Origin of the sequence: Rhodococcus marinonascens NBRC 14363, assembly GCF_001894885.1 — a bacterium.
In the GTDB taxonomy this organism is placed as follows: Bacteria; Actinomycetota; Actinomycetes; order Mycobacteriales; family Mycobacteriaceae; genus Rhodococcus_F; species Rhodococcus_F marinonascens.
The window spans coordinates 68,535-85,800 of sequence record NZ_BCXB01000002.1 but is presented as its reverse complement, the minus strand read 5'-3'; the positions used below and the strand labels follow the sequence as shown (position 1 = coordinate 85,800).

General features: G+C 65.2%; 15 protein-coding genes and 1 riboswitch. Of the genes, 9 read left to right on the top strand and 6 right to left on the bottom strand.

Going from position 1 to position 17,266, the window contains the following annotated elements; all coding sequences use genetic code 11:
- Nucleotides 1–50: 50 nt before the first annotated feature.
- A complete protein-coding gene (locus RM2_RS02585) occupies nt 51–2,171 on the bottom strand; it encodes an MMPL family transporter (protein ID WP_072687287.1) in 2,121 nt (706 codons plus the stop codon).
- A 267-nt stretch (nt 2,172–2,438) separates the two neighbouring features.
- Between RM2_RS02585 and RM2_RS02580 the strand changes: the two genes are divergently transcribed.
- From RM2_RS02580 to RM2_RS02570, 3 genes are read left to right on the top strand one after another with little or no spacing between them, the layout of a single operon-like run.
- The gene (locus RM2_RS02580) at nt 2,439–5,753 is read left to right on the top strand and encodes an error-prone DNA polymerase (RefSeq protein WP_072687286.1); all 3,315 of its coding nucleotides are present in this window, start codon (nt 2,439–2,441) and stop codon (nt 5,751–5,753) included.
- A gap of 23 nt (nt 5,754–5,776) precedes the next feature.
- Complete coding sequence (locus RM2_RS02575) at nt 5,777–6,670, top strand: DUF4349 domain-containing protein (protein ID WP_072687285.1); 894 nt, start codon at nt 5,777–5,779, stop codon at nt 6,668–6,670.
- The gene (locus tag RM2_RS02570) at nt 6,667–6,975 is read left to right on the top strand and encodes a rhodanese-like domain-containing protein (RefSeq protein ID WP_072687284.1); all 309 of its coding nucleotides are present in this window, start codon (nt 6,667–6,669) and stop codon (nt 6,973–6,975) included. The genes RM2_RS02575 and RM2_RS02570 overlap by 4 nt, the downstream gene beginning before the upstream one ends.
- A 12-nt stretch (nt 6,976–6,987) precedes the next feature.
- On the opposite strand, the gene RM2_RS02565 is transcribed toward RM2_RS02570, so the two are convergent.
- A complete protein-coding gene (locus RM2_RS02565) occupies nt 6,988–8,046 on the bottom strand; it encodes a TDT family transporter (protein ID WP_245813707.1) in 1,059 nt (352 codons plus the stop codon).
- Nucleotides 8,047–8,135: 89 nt separating this feature from the next.
- Between RM2_RS02565 and RM2_RS02560 the strand changes: the two genes are divergently transcribed.
- Nucleotides 8,136–9,056 (top strand): LysR family transcriptional regulator, encoded by a 921-nt coding sequence (locus RM2_RS02560; protein ID WP_072687283.1) that lies wholly within the window; start codon nt 8,136–8,138, stop codon nt 9,054–9,056.
- Here the strand turns inward: RM2_RS02560 and RM2_RS02555 are convergent.
- Nucleotides 9,037–9,504 (bottom strand): tRNA (cytidine(34)-2'-O)-methyltransferase, encoded by a 468-nt coding sequence (locus RM2_RS02555; protein WP_072687282.1) that lies wholly within the window; start codon nt 9,502–9,504, stop codon nt 9,037–9,039. The two genes, RM2_RS02560 and RM2_RS02555, sit on opposite strands and share 20 nt — an antisense overlap.
- A gap of 226 nt (nt 9,505–9,730) precedes the next feature.
- Between RM2_RS02555 and RM2_RS02550 the strand changes: the two genes are divergently transcribed.
- Nucleotides 9,731–10,336 carry a hypothetical protein gene (locus RM2_RS02550; protein ID WP_072687281.1) on the top strand — a complete coding sequence of 202 codons (606 nt, stop codon included), beginning with the start codon at nt 9,731–9,733 and terminating at the stop codon, nt 10,334–10,336.
- A 96-nt stretch (nt 10,337–10,432) separates the two neighbouring features.
- Here RM2_RS02550 and RM2_RS02545 read toward each other — a convergent pair whose 3' ends face one another.
- A complete protein-coding gene (locus tag RM2_RS02545) occupies nt 10,433–10,711 on the bottom strand; it encodes a hypothetical protein (protein WP_072687280.1) in 279 nt (92 codons plus the stop codon).
- Nucleotides 10,712–11,099: 388 nt separating this feature from the next.
- Here RM2_RS02545 and RM2_RS02535 point away from each other — a divergent pair, with 388 nt between their 5' ends.
- Genes RM2_RS02535 through RM2_RS02525 form a run of 3 tightly spaced genes read left to right on the top strand, consistent with a single transcriptional unit; the run spans nt 11,100 to nt 12,885 of the window.
- Nucleotides 11,100–11,705 carry a pentapeptide repeat-containing protein gene (locus tag RM2_RS02535; RefSeq protein ID WP_072687278.1) on the top strand — a complete coding sequence of 202 codons (606 nt, stop codon included), beginning with the start codon at nt 11,100–11,102 and terminating at the stop codon, nt 11,703–11,705.
- 33 nt (nt 11,706–11,738) lie between these two features.
- Nucleotides 11,739–12,599: a bifunctional methylenetetrahydrofolate dehydrogenase/methenyltetrahydrofolate cyclohydrolase gene (locus RM2_RS02530; protein ID WP_174553814.1), complete on the top strand. Its 861-nt coding sequence runs from the start codon at nt 11,739–11,741 to the stop codon at nt 12,597–12,599.
- A gap of 1 nt (nt 12,600) precedes the next feature.
- On the top strand, nt 12,601–12,885 hold the full coding sequence (locus RM2_RS02525; protein WP_072687276.1) for a DUF3017 domain-containing protein: 285 nt from the start codon (nt 12,601–12,603) through the stop codon (nt 12,883–12,885).
- A 31-nt stretch (nt 12,886–12,916) separates the two neighbouring features.
- Here the strand turns inward: RM2_RS02525 and metX are convergent, their stop codons facing one another.
- On the bottom strand, nt 12,917–14,041 hold the full coding sequence (gene metX / locus RM2_RS02520; RefSeq protein WP_072687275.1) for a homoserine O-acetyltransferase MetX: 1,125 nt from the start codon (nt 14,039–14,041) through the stop codon (nt 12,917–12,919).
- Complete coding sequence (locus tag RM2_RS02515) at nt 14,038–15,381, bottom strand: bifunctional o-acetylhomoserine/o-acetylserine sulfhydrylase (RefSeq protein ID WP_281250395.1); 1,344 nt, start codon at nt 15,379–15,381, stop codon at nt 14,038–14,040. Before RM2_RS02515 ends, metX begins: the two co-directional genes overlap by 4 nt.
- 57 nt (nt 15,382–15,438) lie before the next feature.
- A riboswitch (SAM riboswitch) is annotated at nt 15,439–15,560 on the bottom strand.
- A gap of 273 nt (nt 15,561–15,833) precedes the next feature.
- On the opposite strand from RM2_RS02515, the gene RM2_RS02510 reads away from it, so the two are divergent.
- Entirely contained in the window at nt 15,834–17,057 is a 1,224-nt protein-coding gene (locus RM2_RS02510) for an NADP-dependent isocitrate dehydrogenase (RefSeq protein WP_072687273.1), read from the top strand.
- Nucleotides 17,058–17,266: the final 209 nt, after the last annotated feature.

The window sequence follows — 17,266 nt, the reverse complement described above, 5'->3', positions numbered from 1 at the left end:
CTGGCGAAGTCGTCCTGGCGAAGTCGTCACTGGCGAAGTTGGATAGTTCGCTAGTGGCCGAGACCAACCTTGTCGTGGGCCTTCTTCATCCAGGTCGGAGCCCACCAGTTGGCCTCGCCCATCATTTTCACCAGGGACGGAACGAGCAGCATGCGGATCACCGTCGCATCGACGACGAGTGCCACGATCATGCCCACGCCCAGGAACCTCATGATCGACAGGCCGGAGATCGTGAATGCCCCGGTCACGACGACGAGGAGTAGAGCCGCCGCCGTCACGATCCGCCCCGTGCGTTCGGCGCCGAAGCGCACCGCCTCCTCGGTGGTCGCGCCCGCAGCGTGCGCCTCGACCATCCGGGACATGAGGAATACCTCGTAGTCGGTCGACAGCCCGAAGACGACGGCGAGGATGAGAACCACGAACGTCGCTTCGAGTGGCGCAGTACTGACGCCGAGCAGACCAGCGCCGTGCCCGAGTTCGAAGATCCAGGTCAGGACGCCGAACGTGGCGGCGAGGCTGAGACCGGCCATCGCCACCGCTTTGATCGGCAAGACCACCGAACCGAACGCCAGGAACAGCAGGATGAGGGTGGAGCACACCATGATCGCGACCATGACGGGCAGCCAGTGGACGATCGCAGCGTTGCCGTCGTCGACGGTCGCCTGGCCGCCGCCGACCAGAATCTCGGTGCCGTCGGGCGCGGGGATGGAACGGAGGTCGCGGATCGCTGTGCTCTGGTCGTCTGTGGTGACCCCCTCGGAGTACACCGCCTGCACCGCGACCAGTTGGTCGTTCGACGCCACGACGACGGCCGCACCGATACCGTTCACCTCTCGGGAAGCCTGGGCGACGGCCGCCCCGTCCGACGCCGTCGGGGCCGCGCTGTCGATGCCGCGCACGATGAGGATGGCGCCGTTGCCGGTGGTGGGAAAATCGGTCGCCAACGTGTCGGTGGCGATGCGGGCGGGATCGTTCTCGGGTAGCGCCGTGTAGGTGACGCTACCGAGTGAGGCGCTGAGCAGAGGTGAGGCAAGGAGCATCAATCCCGCGACTATCCCCACTGCGATCACGACCGGGCGTCGCATCACCGATGTCACCACCGATCCCCAGAACTTGCGTGCCCGCATTTCGCCGCGTTGGACCGCACCCTCACGCCAGCTCAGCGCATTGATGCGGTGACCGAGGATTGCGAGCAGTGCTGGGACTGCTGACAGCGACAGTAGCGCAGCACTCGCGACCGCCGCGATCGCGCCGAATCCGAGTGACCTGATCACGTCCTGCGGGAACACGAGCATCCCGGAGAATGCGCACACAAGGAGTAGCCCCGAAAACAGGATGGTGCGGCCGGCTGTGTTGATCGTGCGACGGGTCGCTTCGGCTGGATCAGAACCGGATTCGAGTTCTTCGCGGAAGCGTCCGACGATGAACAGCCCGTAGTCGATGGCGAGCCCGAGACCGAGGAGGGAAGCCACGTTGATGGCGAATGAACTGACCTCCGTGAACAGGGTCAGCAGTCGCAGAGTAGCCAGTGCGCTGAAGATCGACAGCAGCCCGACAAACACCGGAACAGCCGCCGCGACCAGCCCGCCGAAGATGAAGATTAGCAGAACGAGAGTGATCGGGAGCGCGATCGCCTCCGCCAGCACGAGGTCGTGTTGCAGCCGGTTGTTGAACGCCACTCCTACGACCGAATTGCCGGCGAATTCCGTGTCGATGCCATCCACCTCGAGTTTGGGCAGCAGATCGTTGAAGTTGGAAGAGGTGATTCCGGCGTCGGGATCGACGGTGATGGATGCGGTGGCCTTGGTGCCGTCCTTTGACACCATCAGTTGTTTCGTCGCTGCGGGGGCGCTCCAGTAGGACGTGATCGAAAACGTCGGGACGTCGGCGGCGAACTGGTCGAGACTTGCGGTGACCTGTGGTCCGATGTCGGCGAGGGTCATACCGTCGGGTGCGGAGTAGATGACGATGATGTCCGGTGTCTGCGGACCCAGGTTGTCCTCGACTATCCGGGCAACCTCGGCCGATTCGCTCCCGGGATCGATGAAGCCGCCTGAGCTGAGCTTCGCGAAGACGCCGGTGCCCCACGCGCCGCTGATCAGGACGATGATCACGGCGAGGACCAGGACCCACCGTTTACGGGAGACAACGGTTGAGGCCCAGCGAGTCATTTGATATCTCCGGATCGGGTGGGGTGGTAATTGCGATTGCCGACTGTAGCGCCGGCCTCTGGTGCGGTAGTTGCCCGAGTGCGCAGATCTGCAGCGAAAGTGTGGGGTAAGGGCTGCAGAAGTGCGCACTCGTAGCCGGCATTGACCGACCCCTGGGCGGGATGGCAAACTGAAACAATCGAACTGACATTCGAATGATGCGCCTTCCCCAGCGGCATCTCCAGTGGTCCCGGCACGCAATGTGCTCGCATGAAGAGGTGCAGCCAGATGGGATGGGGAAACGGTCCGCCGACGTGGTCCGAGATGGAGCGGGTCCTCTCGGGCAGGCCGGGGCGTGTCAGTCCGGAGTCGCTGCATCCGGGTGACGGCGGCGACAGCCCCGCGTGGTCACGCAAGCGCGGGGAGTATCGGGCGGGCGATCAGGAGCGCGTCCGGTCCACCGTGCCGTACGCCGAACTGCATGCACATTCGGCGTTCAGTTTCCTCGACGGCGCTTCTCTGCCGGAGGAGTTGGTGGAGGAGGCTGTCCGGCTCGGCCTCGAGGCTGTTGCGCTCACCGACCACGACGGGTTCTACGGTGTGGTCCGGTTTGCGGAGGCGGCGAAGGAACTGGGCATGCGCACTGTGTTCGGTTCCGAACTGACCTTGGACGATGCGCACCTGCTGGTGTTGGCCCGAGGGCAGGAAGGGTATCGACGACTTTCCCGGGAGATCGCGGCTGCGCATCTCGCGGGTGGGGAGAAGGGCAAACTTCGTTACGACGTCGACCTGCTCGCCGAGGCGGCGGGAGGGCACTGGCAGATCCTGACCGGTTGCAGAAAGGGGCATGTGCGTCAGGCGCTGGCCGAGGGTGGTCCGGAAGCCGCGGCCGGTCGGTTGCGGGAGTTGATCGACCGGTTCGGGGCCGATCAGGTCACGGTGGAACTTACGCATCACGGCATCCCGGAGGACGCCGAGCGCAACGCCTGCCTCGCCGAACTCGCGCACCAGCATGGACTTCGGACCATAGCCTCCACTGCGGCACATTTCGCCGGACCTTCGCGACGGAGGCTGGCCATGGCGATGGCCGCCGTTCGCGCGCGCCAGAGCCTCGACGACGCAGCCGGGCATCTGCCGCCGGCCGGTGGAGCGCACCTGCGGTCAGGTGAGGAGATGGCGCATCTCTTCGCGGCATACCCGGAAGCCGTCAGCGGTGCGGCGGAAATCGGGCTGGAGTGTGCGTTCGACCTGAGGCTCATCGCACCGCAGCTACCGCCGTTCGACGTTCCTGGCGGGCATACCGAGGCCAGTTGGCTGCGTCAGCTCACGATGGACGGGGCCCGCCGCCGGTACGGTGCACCGGAGGTCCGGTCGGAAGCTTACCGGCAGCTCGAGCACGAGTTGAACATCATCACCGAGCTCGATTTCCCCGGCTATTTCCTCGTGGTCCATGACATCGTGTCGTTCTGCAAGAACAACGACATCCTCTGTCAGGGAAGAGGTTCGGCCGCAAACTCCGCCGTCTGCTATGCCATCGGCATCACCAACGTGGATCCCGTGCGCAACAAACTGCTGTTCGAACGCTTCCTTTCACCCGAACGCGACGGTCCACCGGACATCGATATCGACATCGAATCGGATCGCCGGGAAGAGGCCATCCAGCACGTCTACGCCAAGTACGGACGTCGGTACGCGGCGCAGGTCGCGAACGTCATCACGTACCGCGGAAAGTCGTCGGTGCGGGACATGGCCCGGGCGCTGGGGTTTTCACAGGGGCAGCAGGATGCGTGGAGCAAGCAGGTCAGCCGCTGGGGCAACGGGGCGAGCGCAGCGACGGGGGGTGTCGACGGGGCGAGCGCAGTGACGGGGGATGCCACAGTCGGGAAGGTGGTCGGCACCGACATCCCGCCTGCCGTCCTCGAACTGGCGTCCCAGATCGAGGGGTATCCGCGGCACCTCGGCATCCACTCCGGGGGCATGGTGATCTGCGACCGGCCCATCGCCGACGTGTGCCCGGTGGAGTGGGCACGCATGGAGAATCGGAGTGTCCTGCAGTGGGACAAGGATGATTGCGCGGCAGTGGGTCTGGTGAAGTTCGACATGCTGGGCCTTGGCATGCTCTCGGCCCTGCATTACATGATCGACCTGGTGGCCGAGCACAAGGGGATCGCGGTGGATCTGGCGCAGTTGGACCTGTCAGAGGAGGCCGTCTACGAGATGCTGCAGCGGGCGGATTCAGTCGGGGTGTTCCAGGTGGAGTCGCGGGCGCAGATGGCCACCCTGCCGAGATTGAAACCACGAAACTTCTACGACTTGGTGGTGGAGGTGGCACTCATCCGACCCGGTCCGATCCAGGGTGGTTCGGTGCACCCGTACATCCGCCGTCGTAACAAGCTCGAACCGGTGACCTACGACCATCCGTCGCTGGAGAAGGCGCTGAAGCGAACGCTGGGGGTGCCGCTGTTCCAGGAACAGTTGATGCAGATGGCGGTCGACGTCGCGGGTTTCAGTCCCGCCGAGGCCGACCGACTCCGCCGCGCCATGGGGTCCAAGCGTTCACCCGAGAAGATGGAACAGCTGAAGGGACGGCTTTATCAGGGCATGCGCGATCTGCACGGGATCGGTGAGGAAGTGGCTGATCGGATCTACGAGAAGCTGTACGCCTTTGCGAATTTCGGTTTCCCCGAAAGTCATTCGCAGAGCTTCGCGGCGCTGGTGTTTTATTCCTCGTGGTTCAAGCTGCACCATCCGGCGGCGTTCTGCGCCGGATTGCTGCGGGCGCAACCGATGGGGTTCTACTCGCCGCAGTCGCTGGTGGCCGATGCCCGCAGGCACGGGGTGCGGGTCCACGGCGCCGACATCAATGCCAGTCTCGCGCACGCCACAGTAGAGGCCAACGGAGCGGAGGTACGTCTCGGACTGGGGGAGGTGCGGCACATCGGTACCTCGCTGGCCGAACAGATCGTCGAATCCCGTGGCGAAGGGGGGCCGTTCACATCGTTCCCCGACCTTACCGGAAGGGTGGAACTGTCTACGACACAAGCAGAATCGCTGGCTACTGCAGGGGCTCTCGGTAGTTTCGGGGTCTCGCGGCGGGAGGCGCTGTGGGCGGCGGGTGCCGCGGCGGGGGAGCGCCGCGGCCGGTTGCCGGGTATCGGGGCGTCCACCCGCGCGCCGGCTCTGCCGGGGATGAGCGATCTCGAACTGGCTGCGGCGGACGTGTGGGCCACCGGAGTCTCCCCGGACACCTATCCCACCGAGTTCCTGCGTCCGCAACTCGATGCGCTCGGAGTGGTTCCGGCAGCAGGATTGTTACAGGTTCCCGATGGCGACCGGGTGCTGGTGGGTGGGGCGGTGACGCACCGGCAGCGTCCGGCAACGGCGGCCGGTGTCACATTCATCAACCTCGAGGACGAGACCGGGATGGTCAACGTGGTGTGCTCGGTGGGTCTGTGGGCCCGGTACCGCAAACTCGCCGGAGCGGCGCCCGCACTGCTGGTTCGCGGCAAGGTGCAGAACGCAGAGGGCGCGGTGACGGTGGTGGCGGATCGACTGCAGTTGATGGATTTGCGAGTATCTGCCAAATCCCGGGACTTCCGGTGAACTCGCACCGTTAGCATTCGGACATGAGGAGACACGTTCTGTCGATGATCGCGGTTGCTGCACTGGCCCTCGCAGGGTGCGGTGGTCCCAGCAGCGACTCCCTCCAAGAGGCTCCGGCGCCCGTTCCGGGGGACTCGAGTTCGGTGGAGATCGGTGGGGCACTGCGGCCGTCCGCGAAAGATCAGGCGTCTACCGGGCGTCAGGAGACGGTGACCGGCCAGGTCGCGATCACCGCGGATGACCCAGTGGCCGTCGGCCGGCAGATCGTCGACAAGGTCGACTCCCTGGGTGGTCGGGTTGACCAGATCACCGAACAACCCGGCTCCGACGATCAGGACGCGAGCAGCTCCCTGACCATCCGGGTGCCCGCAGATGCGCTCGACCGGGCGTTGGACGATCTTCGGGAACTAGGCGAGGTCACGAGCATCAGTGTCACCAAGAGTGACGTCACGATGCAGTCGCAGGACCTCGACGCCCGGATCGGCGCGCTCACCGCATCCGTCTCCCGACTCCAGGGGCTCATCGCGTCGGCAACGAGCACAGCGGATTTGATCGAGGCCGAAAAGGCACTGTCGGATCGTCAGGGCGAACTGGACAGCCTCACCGCCCAGCAGCGGTCATTGAGTGAACAGGTTGCACTGGCCACACTCTGGATCGATGTCACCACGACGGACGCCGAGCGGCCCGGTCGCGGTCCCGACAACTTCTGGGAAGGTGTCGTCGCGGGTTGGCACGCTCTGTTGTCCGCGATAAAGGGTGGCACCGTCGTCGTGGGAGCGCTGATTCCCTGGTTCGGCTTCGCGATAGCCATCGCTTTGCTGGTCTACGGCGCGTACCGTCTCCGCCGGAAGTCCAAGAGGGCGCCCGGCCCGACGTCGAGCCAGGCGCCGGAACGAGATGAGGCGGAGACACAATGACCGAAGTCGACCTGAATGCCCGGGACGGTGCACTGGCGTCGGGGGCCCTTGTCATCGACGTGCGCGAGGCTGACGAGTACGCGGAGGTGAGAGTGCCGGGTGTCACGCTGATTCCGCTCAGCGAATTCGTCGCGCGGGTCGGCGAAATTCCGGACGCCGACGTCGTTTATGTGATCTGTGCTGTGGGTGGACGAAGTCTGCAAGCCGCGCAGTACTTGAATGCGCGGGGGATCAATGCCGTGTCGGTCGCCGGCGGGACGTCCGCGTGGTCGCAGTCCGGGCGTCCCGTCGAGACCGGGGTCTGAGAGGTCTCGCCCTCACACTCCGTCAGCGAACCGTGCCGTGCGCGTGAACCGCAGGACCGCCCAGGAGAACGCGTTCGTCACCCGCCCGGCGCTGTGTCTCAGCGTGTGGAACGTCACCGTGCCCCAGATCAGGAGCAGCGCGCACCACAGAATCACTCCCGCCCGCACGATCATGGCCGAACCCAGGGCAACTCCCAGTGAGTTCGCCCCCAGCGCGCATGTGCCGACCGGAAACGTGAAGCTCCACCAGCTGGGGGCGAAGCTCAGTCCTCGGAAAAACGCCCTGGCGGTCACGGTGACGACGGCCACGAGAGCGATCACGCCGAGCGTACCGATTGCGGTCCCGTAGACCACTCCCACCGTGTGCAGCCAGGCCTGCCCGGATGCCGCGCCGAGCAGGTTGATCGCCGCCACGGACTGTCCGATCACTCCGAGCGGGATCCAGATGGTGGGGAGGAGCGGTGCAGCGGGAAGCCCGTTGCTGACCAGATGACCGCCGACGACGACGGCGACGGCCAGCGCGGCGGTCAAGGCCAGCGCGAACAGCGTGTAGCAGACCATCAGCATCGCGACTTGGGGCCCGCCTTCGGGAAGTTGCCGGACGAGCGCGGCGCCGCCGGCGGCCGAGACCATGGGCGGCACGACGGGCAGGAGCCACGACGGCACGGGAGCCACCTGGTGCGGGCGCGTCATCCGACGCACCATGACGAAGTAGGTGACGAGTCCGATGATCGTGCCTATGGTCCACAGGGCTGCCGAGGCGGCGACGGCGACACCGCCGAGAAGTGCGCGACCCGCCGAGCCTGCGCCTGCGCCGACGGTCAGCACCGCCATCGACACTGCGCCATAGAACGGGAACATTGCATGGCTGCGCGCGTCCTCGAGTGCGTCTTCCCGGCGCCGGGTCCAATGACGCGCCAGCGCGGTCGTCAGCCCGATCAGCAGTGCCACGGCGATCAGCCAGAAGATCTCCGACGCGATCCTGGCCATGAAGACTTCGGCGGGCAACGCTGCGGCGACCACTGCGATGATGCCCGTACCCATCACTGTTGCGTACCAATTAGGGGTCATACCAAGAGCTTGTCGAGGGATCGTCGCGTCCGGTAGAAGGCTTATGGTTGAGTGCCCACACCCCGCGTTTGTGGGACTAGCCTTGCGGTGTGCCGCTCTCTCCCCGAGTACCCGAACTCAGTGCCCTCGACGTCCTGCTCTCCGTCGAGCGGCTCGGAAGCATGGGTGCGGCCGGGCGAGAGCACGGGCTCAGTCAGCAGGCGGTCAGTGCGCGAGTGCGCTCGGCCGAGCGCCAGTTCGGCATCAAAGTGTTCAACCGGGGCACCAGTGGCGTGCGGCCCACGTCGGAAGGCGCCCTCATCCTCGAATGGGCGAGCCATGTCCTCGTGACGGCAGAGGAGTTGGCATCGGGAGTCGCGGCATTGCGCGGCGAGCGGCAGGCCGGGCTGACGGTGGCCGCCAGTATGACGATCGCCGAGTACCTCGTCCCCGGTTGGACGGTCGCCATGCGGAACAAGTACCCGAACGTGGTGACGAATGTGCGCCTGCTCAATTCATCCGAGGTGATCGCCCGCGTGTTGTCCGGTGAAGCGGATCTCGGTTTCGTCGAGGGCCCGGACATTCCGACGGGACTGCAGGCGTGCGAGATCGGCCGAGACCACCTGGTCGTGGTCGTCCCGCCGGAGCACGAATGGGTCCGCCGGTCACCGATTCCTCTGTCAGAACTGGCTGCGACGCCGATGATCCAGCGGGAATCGGGTTCCGGGACGCGCACAACGCTCGAGAATGCTGTGCAGCACTGCGTCCCACCGTTGCTGGAGTTGACGTCCTGTACGGCGGTGAAGGCTGCGGTGGTGGTGGGCAACGCTCCCGCGGTGCTGTCTTCGCTGGCGGTGGCCGCTGATCTGACGGACGGCCGGCTCGCCTCGGTCCAGGTGGAGGGGCTGACGCTTCCGCGACGGCTGTCCGCTGTCTGGGATCCGGTGCGTGGGGTGCGCGGCGCGGCACGCGACTTCCTCGACATCGCCCTCGGTACGGCGGCAGCCGAGATTATTGCGCAGCCCCGCTGAATCCGTGTTGGCGCCATGCCTCGTACGTCACCAGAGCGGCAGCATTGGACAGGTTCAGCGAGCGCCGACAGGGAAGCATGGGAATGCGGAGTCGCTGCGTCACGTGGGGATCGGCCAGCACATCCTCGGACAGGCCAGTGGGTTCCGGCCCGAAGAGCAGCACATCGCCGGGTTCGTAGGCGATGTCGGCGTACGACACGGTGGCGTGGGCGGTGAACGCGAACACCCGCGCGGGACCGACCGCCGTCCAGGCCGCTTCCAGGTTCTCGTGGACCGTCACCGACGCCAGGTCGTGGTAGTCGAGTCCGGCTCGTTTGAGTTTCGGCTCGGACAGGTCGAATCCGAGTGGGCCCACCAGGTGCAGTTCGCAGCCGGTGCCCGCCACCATACGGATGGCGTTTCCGGTATTTGGCGGGATTCGGGGTTCGTGGAACATCACTCGGAACACAACGGGACAGTACCTTGCGGAGCACGGCTGCACTCTTGACGAACGGTCGCGTCCAATCCAGCCGAACGAGCTTCTCGCGGGGGGTGAGTGCGCCGGAGACGCCGCTGCAGATCGAGAGTGTGGGATCACGCCCGTTTGTGTGGAGGAACGCTCTACGATTTCCACAGCACGACACTGGGTTGGGAGATCACCCCCGAATTCGCGGGGAACATTCGAGGAGCGCTGAATGACCAAGATTCCCGGAACACCGCCGCCCGCAACTCTGCACTTGGTGCGGGGCGAGGACGCGGGGGTAGACGCGCTGGGCCCGGATGCGGTCCCCGGGCCCATGTGCCGGATCAAGGTCCGCGACGGCGTCCGTGTCGTGGCGTTCACCGGTACCCAGCTCGGGCATATCACCAGTGAGCGGCAGGGTTCGCTGCGCTGGACCGAGTTGAGCATCTACCGCACCCAGAGCAACCTGTTCGTCGCTCACCGTGTCGGGGTCTCCTGCGTCGCACACCGCGTCGACTGCGCCGTGGTCAAGGATAAGATCCTGCCGAGCATCGTGGACATGAGGTCTGATGAGTTCGCGGTCGAGGACCGCCAGCCGTGCCAGGTCTGCCGACCGGACATCGCGGCGGAGTTGGACGAGGACCCCGACTCGATCCGCGGGGAGACCGACCGACACTGGGCCGGAATCTGCAACGACGGGGTCTCGCTGATCAACGCACTGCACACCATGCGGCACGGGGTGCGCTCGCTCTCCGGGCTGGCCAGCGCGGTGCTCAGTCAGGCATCCGAGCACGATGCCCAACTCTCCGACGCCCTGAACACCGAACTCGAAGTCTGATCTCGGTCGACGGGTGACACTCACATCTACCGGAAGTACAGCGAAGGCCCCGCCGGTTGGCGGGGCCTTCGCTCGTTCAGATCAGCTGCCGAAAGTTCAGTCTTCGGAACTCACGCTGCCCGTGCTCGAGCCGGAGCCGGCGTCAGAGCCGTCGTCAGAGCCGTCGGAGCCGGTGCCCAGGCTGCCGAAGTCCACGCCGCCGTTCACGGCGCCAAAGACCAGTTCGCCGAATTCCATGCTGCCCACGAGCAGGTCCTCAGCAGGGATGGGATCGGCGATGTTCGTGATTGCTGCGCTGGCCGGTGCCGCGATGACCAGTCCGAGGATCGGGGAGACGGCTAATGCGATTGCGGCGGTGCGAACTGACTTCTTCATGGCCTTCTTTCGTCTCAGTTGACCGCACGAAATGCCGTGCAGGCGTTGTCTAGCCAAAGAGCGGGGCTAGCGCAGGACACTAACACCATGGGAAACAGTTGTGATGCAATTGTGATGCACTGTGATGCACTTCACTCTCGGCATGCACTTCACTCTCGACATGCCTCTCGGAGACCCCGGTGAGGCCCTCGGGGAACGAGGGCATCGACGGGTCCCCGACCCTGACCAGATCGGTGATCCGAGCGTCGAGATGTGCCAGGTTCGTGGCCACATCGAGCGGCCCCGCAATCGCCGCACTGCACCTCTCGGGGACTGGAGCGGCGGCAGGCGAAACGGGTGTTCTGTCCGCGCTCGATGGCGAGTGAGTTTCGAGGCGGACAATGGATGTATGAACCCCATAGAAGATGTAGTGGGTGAGGACTACGGCGACGCACGCCTGCCCTCGCAGAGTTGGCAGCGGCGGCATTACACGAAGTGCAACTTCCGCGATGCCGACCTGAGTGAGCTCCGTACCGAGTCGGTGATCTTCACCGAGTGTGATTTCACGGGCGCCGACCTCGGCGGGTCGCGTCACATTGGAACTGCGTTCCGATCGTGTATGTTCGCCAGAACAGCGCTGTGGCACAGCGTGTTCCGACACTGCAGCTTCCTCGGTTCGGAATTCGATAACTGCCGGCTGCGCCCCGCGACCTTCGACGAGTGCGATTTCACGCTCGCGTCGCTCGGAGGTGCCGACCTGCGCGGGCTGGACCTCGCCGACTGCCGGTTCCGCGAGGTCAATCTCGTCCGCACCGACCTGAGCGGGGCGGTGCTGCGCTCTGCGGATCTGTTCGGCGCCCGCGCGGGCGGCGCCAAACTTGACGGCGCGGACCTGCGCGGAGCACACGTCGACGCGAACCTCTGGACGACCGCGTCGCTGGACAAGGCCCGGATTGAATTGACCCAGGCCATCGCCTACGCGGCGGCCAACGGACTCGTGGTGGAACCGAACTGACGCGTGCATGGCGTACCTGAGAGAATGGGGCACGTGACTGCAACGATCCTCGATGGCAAGGCGACCCGCGACGAGATTTTCGACGACCTGAAGGTGCGGGTGAGCGCACTGAGGGACAAGGGCATCATCCCGGGTCTCGGCACAGTTCTAGTGGGCGACGACCCAGGTTCGGCCGCCTACGTGCGCGGCAAGCACAACGACTGCACCAAAGTCGGGATCACCTCGATCCGCCGCGATCTGCCCGGCGACATCACGCAGGAGAAACTCGATTCCACCATCGACGAACTCAATGCCAACCCCAAGTGCACCGGCTACATCGTACAGTTGCCCGTGCCGAAGCAGCTCGACGAGAACGCCGCCCTCGAGCGTATCGACCCCGACAAGGACGCGGACGGTCTGCACCCGGTCAATCTCGGTAGGTTGGTACTCGGCAAGGAGGCTCCGCTGCCGTGCACGCCCCGCGGGATCCTGCACCTGCTGCGTCGCTACGAGGTGCCGATCGCGGGCGCGCACGTGGTCGTCATCGGCCGTGGCGTCACGGTCGGTCGGCCGATAGGCCTTCTGTTCACGCGGCGCAGTGAGAACGCCACGGTTACGCTCTGCCACACCGGAACTCGGGATCTCGCCGAGGAAGTTCGGCGTGCGGATATCGTGATCGCGGCCGCCGGAGTCCCCGGACTTGTGACGGCCGGCATGGTCAAGCCCGGTGCGGCGGTGCTCGATGTGGGCGTGAGCCGCACCGAGGACGGATTGCGCGGCGACGTTGCGGCGGACGTCGCCGAGGTCGCCGGTTTCCTGTCGCCGAACCCAGGGGGTGTCGGGCCCCTTACCCGCGCCTTCCTGCTGACCAACGTCGTGGAACGGGCCGAGCGTGTCGCAGCGTCTCTCGGCTGAGATGGCCGACTGGGGGAAGTTCGCGAAAAGGAACCTGCCGATGCTCGTAGTCCTCGTCGTGATCGCCGTGGCGGTGGTGTTCGTACTGGCCGACCGGTGGCGACGAGGAGCGTTCGTGTTCGGCACGGCCACGCTGTTGGCAGCGGTTTTCCGATTACTGATGCCGTCCGAGCGCGTCGGACTGCTTGCGGTGCGCAGCAAGCCTTTCGACGTGAGCGCGCTTGTGGCGGTCGGTGGCGCAATCGTCTGGCTGGCCGTGTCGATCGACCCACTCGGAACCGGCTAGCGGTCCGAGTGGGTCTCGCAACGTTCGGGTGTCAGCGCCCGGATTGGGCGAGATCCATCGTCTCGGCGAGTAGTTTCGCCACAGCCTCGGCCTCGGTGAGGAATCCGTCGTGACCGTCCCGGGACTCGAGCAGGCGGAGCCCGTCGCAGGTCGCGAGGTCGTCGGCGAGATCCTCCTGTAGGCGGATCGGGTACAGGCGGTCGGAGTCGACGCCGCCCACGATCACTGGTGCCGTGACGGTAGCGAGCGCCGCCGCGACTCCACCGCGTCCACGGCCCACATCGTGCCGGTTCATCGCCTCGGTGAGAAGCACATACGTGCCCGGGTCGAACCTGCCGACCAACTTGTCCGCCTGGTGCTGGAGATAGCTCTCGACGGAGTACCGCCCGCCGTGCCGCGGATCTTCACCCTCCTGAGGTGAATTCGCGAACCTGGAATCGAGTTCGCTCTCGGTGCGGTACGTGAGGTGCGCAATCCGGCGGGCGATCCCCAGTCCGGCGCGGGGCACCCGGCCGGTGCCGTGGTAGTCACCGCCCTGCCAGTCGAGATCGCTGGTGATGGCCGCGACCTGCGTGGTCTGCGTCCCGATCTGATCGGCTGTCGCGCGCGAGCCGACGGCGAGGACGAGCGCCGACGCGATCTGGTCCGGATGGGTGACCGCCCATTCGAGGGCGCGCATTCCGCCCATGGAACCGCCAACGACGGAGGCAAGCTTGTCGATGCCGAGAAAGTCGGCCAGTGCCTTCTCCGCGGCGACCTGGTCCCGGATGGAGATCTCGGGGAAACGGCTGCCCCACGGCCGACCGTCTTCGGCGAGCGAGCCCGGCCCGGTGGTGCCGCGGCAGCCACCTAGAACGTTGGTGGCGACTACGCACCATTCGTTCGTGTCGATCGGCGCTCCCGGCCCCACCATGCCGTTCCACCAGCCGGGGGAGGGGTGTTCGTCCGAGGCGGGACCGGTCACATGGGAGTCCCCGGTGAGGGCGTGCTCGATCAGCACTACGTTGTCCCGGGTGGGAGAGAGCTCACCCCACCGCTGTACGGCGAGGGACACCCACGGAAGCACGGCACCGCTCTCGAGTTCCAAGGGGCCGATGTCGATCTTGCCCAGACGTCCGTCTGCCAGGGGCAGGCTCTGCAGTGCACTCGCGGTCAAGGTGCCGCCGCCGTAAGTCCGGTCTCCAGGTCGGCGATGATGTCGTCGATCCCTTCGATGCCGACAGCCAATCGGACCAGTCCGGGGGTGACACCGCTGGCGATCTGCTCCTCCGGGGTCAGTTGGGCGTGTGTGGTGGACGCCGGGTGGATCACCAGCGAGCGAACGTCGCCGATGTTCGCGACGTGACTGTGCAGGGTGAGGGCGTTGACGAACCGCTTGCCCGCTTCGATGCCCCCGGTGAGTTCGAAGGTGACGACGGCGCCGGCGCCCCGTGGGGCGAGCTGCTGTGCGCGTTCGTGCCACTGCGACGACGGCAGGCCCGCGTAGGCCACGGACGACACCTCGGTGCGCGCCTCGAGGTATTCCGCGACTGCGGTCGCGTTCGCAACGTGACGTTCCATTCGCAGGCTCAGCGTCTCGATGCCCTGAGCGATGAGAAACGCGTTGAAAGGGGAGATGGCGGAGCCGAGATCGCGCAGCAACTGCACGCGGGCCTTGAGCGCGTAGGCCGGTGCACCGAGGTCGGCAAAGACGACGCCGTGGTAGCTCGGGTCCGGGGTGGTGAAGCCGGTGTGGCGACCCTGGGTCCAGTCGAAAGTGCCGCCGTCGACGATGACACCGGCGACCGCCGTGCCGTGCCCGCCGAGGTACTTGGTGGCCGAGTGCACGATGATGTCCGCGCCGTGCTCGAGGGGGCGGATCAGGTAGGGGGTGGCCACCGTGTTGTCGACGATCAGCGGGATCCCGTTGTCGTGGCCCACCTTCGAGATTGCGGAAATGTCGAGGATGTGGTTCTTCGGGTTGGCGATCGTTTCACCGTAGAACGCCTTGGTGTTCGGGCGGATGGCCCCGCGCCACTGTTCGAGGTCGTCGGGGTTCTCGACGAACGAGACCTCGATGCCGAGTTTGGGCAGCGTGTAGTTGAAGAGGTTGTACGTGCCGCCGTAGAGATACGGGCTCGACACGATGTGGTCGCCGGCCTCGGCGAGATTGAGGATGGCAATGGTTTCCGCGGCCTGTCCCGATGCGGTTAGCAGGGCGGCGACGCCACCTTCAAGGGCCACGATGCGTTGCTCGACGGCATCCTGTGTGGGGTTCATGATGCGGGTGTAGATGTTGCCGGGTTCGGCCAGGCCGAATAGTGCGGCGGCGTGGTCGGTGCTGTCGAAGGTGTACGAGGTGGTCTGGTAGATCGGGAGCGCCCGCGCCTTGGTGGTGGCGTCGGATGTTTGTCCGGCGTGGATCTGCTTGGTCTCGAACGACCAGTTCTCGGTCATGTGCTGTTCACTCCAGTGTTTTGACGAGGCGAGACGAAGGGCTGGTTCCTTCTCGCACAGGGCTTGGCTGGTTCATCAACGACGACAACAACAACACATCATGAACCCCCGATGTCGGACCTGCGCTTGTTTCCCGACTGTCTGTCTGAATCAGGAAACCCGGTCATCACCCGGGGCACCCCACCGCGGAGGAGGGTTGCCGGCCAGCTAGCCGGGGCTTTTCGCTGGCACTCATGACCTTGCGGCAATCTTAGCGTGTCGGGGCGTAATAGTGAGAAGCGGCACCGGTCGGGGTCTTTGATCAGGGAAAAGTTACTCGTGAGTAGAGCTGAGTCACAGCCCACTTGTTGTGGTCCCCGCACATAGCAGTACGCTTGTCATGTTTGGGCGCGGTCCCTCAGTGATCGCTCCGACCGTCTACGTTTGATAAGCGAACCGTTCGCGGACCCACTCACAAAGTGTGCCCGCAACCGTGTGACCAGGGAAACTTCCTAGGAGGACGCGAAGCACCCATGTCCAAAATCAAGGTTGAGGGCACCGTCGTCGAACTCGACGGCGATGAGATGACACGCATAATTTGGCAGTTCATCAAAGACAAACTGATCCATCCCTATCTGGATGTGAATCTCGAATACTACGACCTCGGAATCGAGTACCGGGACGAGACCGACGACCAGGTGACCATCGACGCGGCCAACGCCATCAAGAAGCACGGCGTCGGCGTCAAGTGCGCGACTATCACCCCGGACGAGGCCCGCGTCGAGGAGTTCGGCCTCAAGAAGATGTGGCGGTCTCCCAACGGCACCATCCGCAACATCCTCGGTGGCACGATTTTCCGTGCCCCGATCATCATCTCCAACGTCCCGCGACTGGTTCCGGGCTGGACGAAGCCGATCATCATCGGCCGCCACGCCTTCGGCGATCAGTACCGCGCCACCGACTTCAAGGTTCCCGGCCCTGGCAAGGTGATGATCACCTACACGCCCGAGGACGGCAGCGAGCCGATCGAGCACGAGTTGGTGAACTTCCCCGAGCGCGGCGGCGTCGTCCAGGGCCAGTACAACTTCACCCAGTCCATCGAGGAGTTCGCGCGCGCCTCGCTCAACTACGGCCTGCAGCAGAACTACCCGGTGTACCTGTCGACGAAGAACACCATCCTCAAGGCGTACGACGGCGCGTTCAAGGACATCTTCCAGCATGTCTACGAGACCGAGTTCAAGCCGGAGTTCGACGCGGCAGGGCTCACCTACGAGCACCGACTCATCGACGACATGGTCGCATCGGCGCTCAAGTGGGAGGGCGGCTACGTCTGGGCATGCAAGAACTACGACGGTGACGTGCAGTCCGACACCGTGGCTCAAGGGTTCGGATCGCTCGGTCTGATGACCTCCGTGCTGCTGACCCCGGACGGACACACCTGTGAGGCCGAGGCCGCACACGGCACCGTGACCCGTCACTTCCGTCAGCACCAGCAGGGCAAGCCGACGTCCACCAACCCCATCGCGTCGATCTTCGCGTGGACCCGTGGACTCGAACACCGCGGCAAGCTGGACAACACCCCCGAGGTCATCGGCTTCGCTCAGAAGCTCGAAGACGTGGTCATCAAGACCGTCGAGGGTGGTCAGATGACCAAGGATCTCGCGATGCTGGTCGGGGGTGACCAGGGTTATCTGACCACCGAGGAGTTCCTCGGCGCCCTGGACATCAACCTGCAGAAGGCCATCGCCGAGCAGTAGGCCGCACTGCGCTTGCTCCGGTAGTCAAGCGAAACGGGACGTTCGCCCCTGGCGCGGCGTCCCGTTTCGCGTGTCACCCGCCGTCTCGAATCAGGAAGATCGGTCGGTCTTGCAGGCAGATGGTCTCTCCACGTTCGATGCCGCGACCAAGAGGACGGTCGGGAAGAGAATTCGAGTCCGGGGTGTTGCATGACGAGGCGCTCTACTCG

What these genes read in the sequence shown, in the direction of transcription:
- RM2_RS02550 (WP_072687281.1), top strand. Translation starts at nt 9,731, where the DNA reads ATGACCAAGATTCCCGGAACACCGCCGCCCGCAACTCTGCACTTGGTG.
- RM2_RS02565 (WP_245813707.1), bottom strand. Translation starts at nt 8,046, where the DNA reads ATGACCCCTAATTGGTACGCAACAGTGATGGGTACGGGCATCATCGCA.
- RM2_RS02580 (WP_072687286.1), top strand. Translation starts at nt 2,439, where the DNA reads ATGGGATGGGGAAACGGTCCGCCGACGTGGTCCGAGATGGAGCGGGTC.
- RM2_RS02510 (WP_072687273.1), top strand. Translation starts at nt 15,834, where the DNA reads ATGTCCAAAATCAAGGTTGAGGGCACCGTCGTCGAACTCGACGGCGAT.
- RM2_RS02575 (WP_072687285.1), top strand. Translation starts at nt 5,777, where the DNA reads ATGAGGAGACACGTTCTGTCGATGATCGCGGTTGCTGCACTGGCCCTC.
- RM2_RS02535 (WP_072687278.1), top strand. Translation starts at nt 11,100, where the DNA reads ATGAACCCCATAGAAGATGTAGTGGGTGAGGACTACGGCGACGCACGC.
- RM2_RS02525 (WP_072687276.1), top strand. Translation starts at nt 12,601, where the DNA reads ATGGCCGACTGGGGGAAGTTCGCGAAAAGGAACCTGCCGATGCTCGTA.
- RM2_RS02585 (WP_072687287.1), bottom strand. Translation starts at nt 2,171, where the DNA reads ATGACTCGCTGGGCCTCAACCGTTGTCTCCCGTAAACGGTGGGTCCTG.
- RM2_RS02545 (WP_072687280.1), bottom strand. Translation starts at nt 10,711, where the DNA reads ATGAAGAAGTCAGTTCGCACCGCCGCAATCGCATTAGCCGTCTCCCCG.
- RM2_RS02570 (WP_072687284.1), top strand. Translation starts at nt 6,667, where the DNA reads ATGACCGAAGTCGACCTGAATGCCCGGGACGGTGCACTGGCGTCGGGG.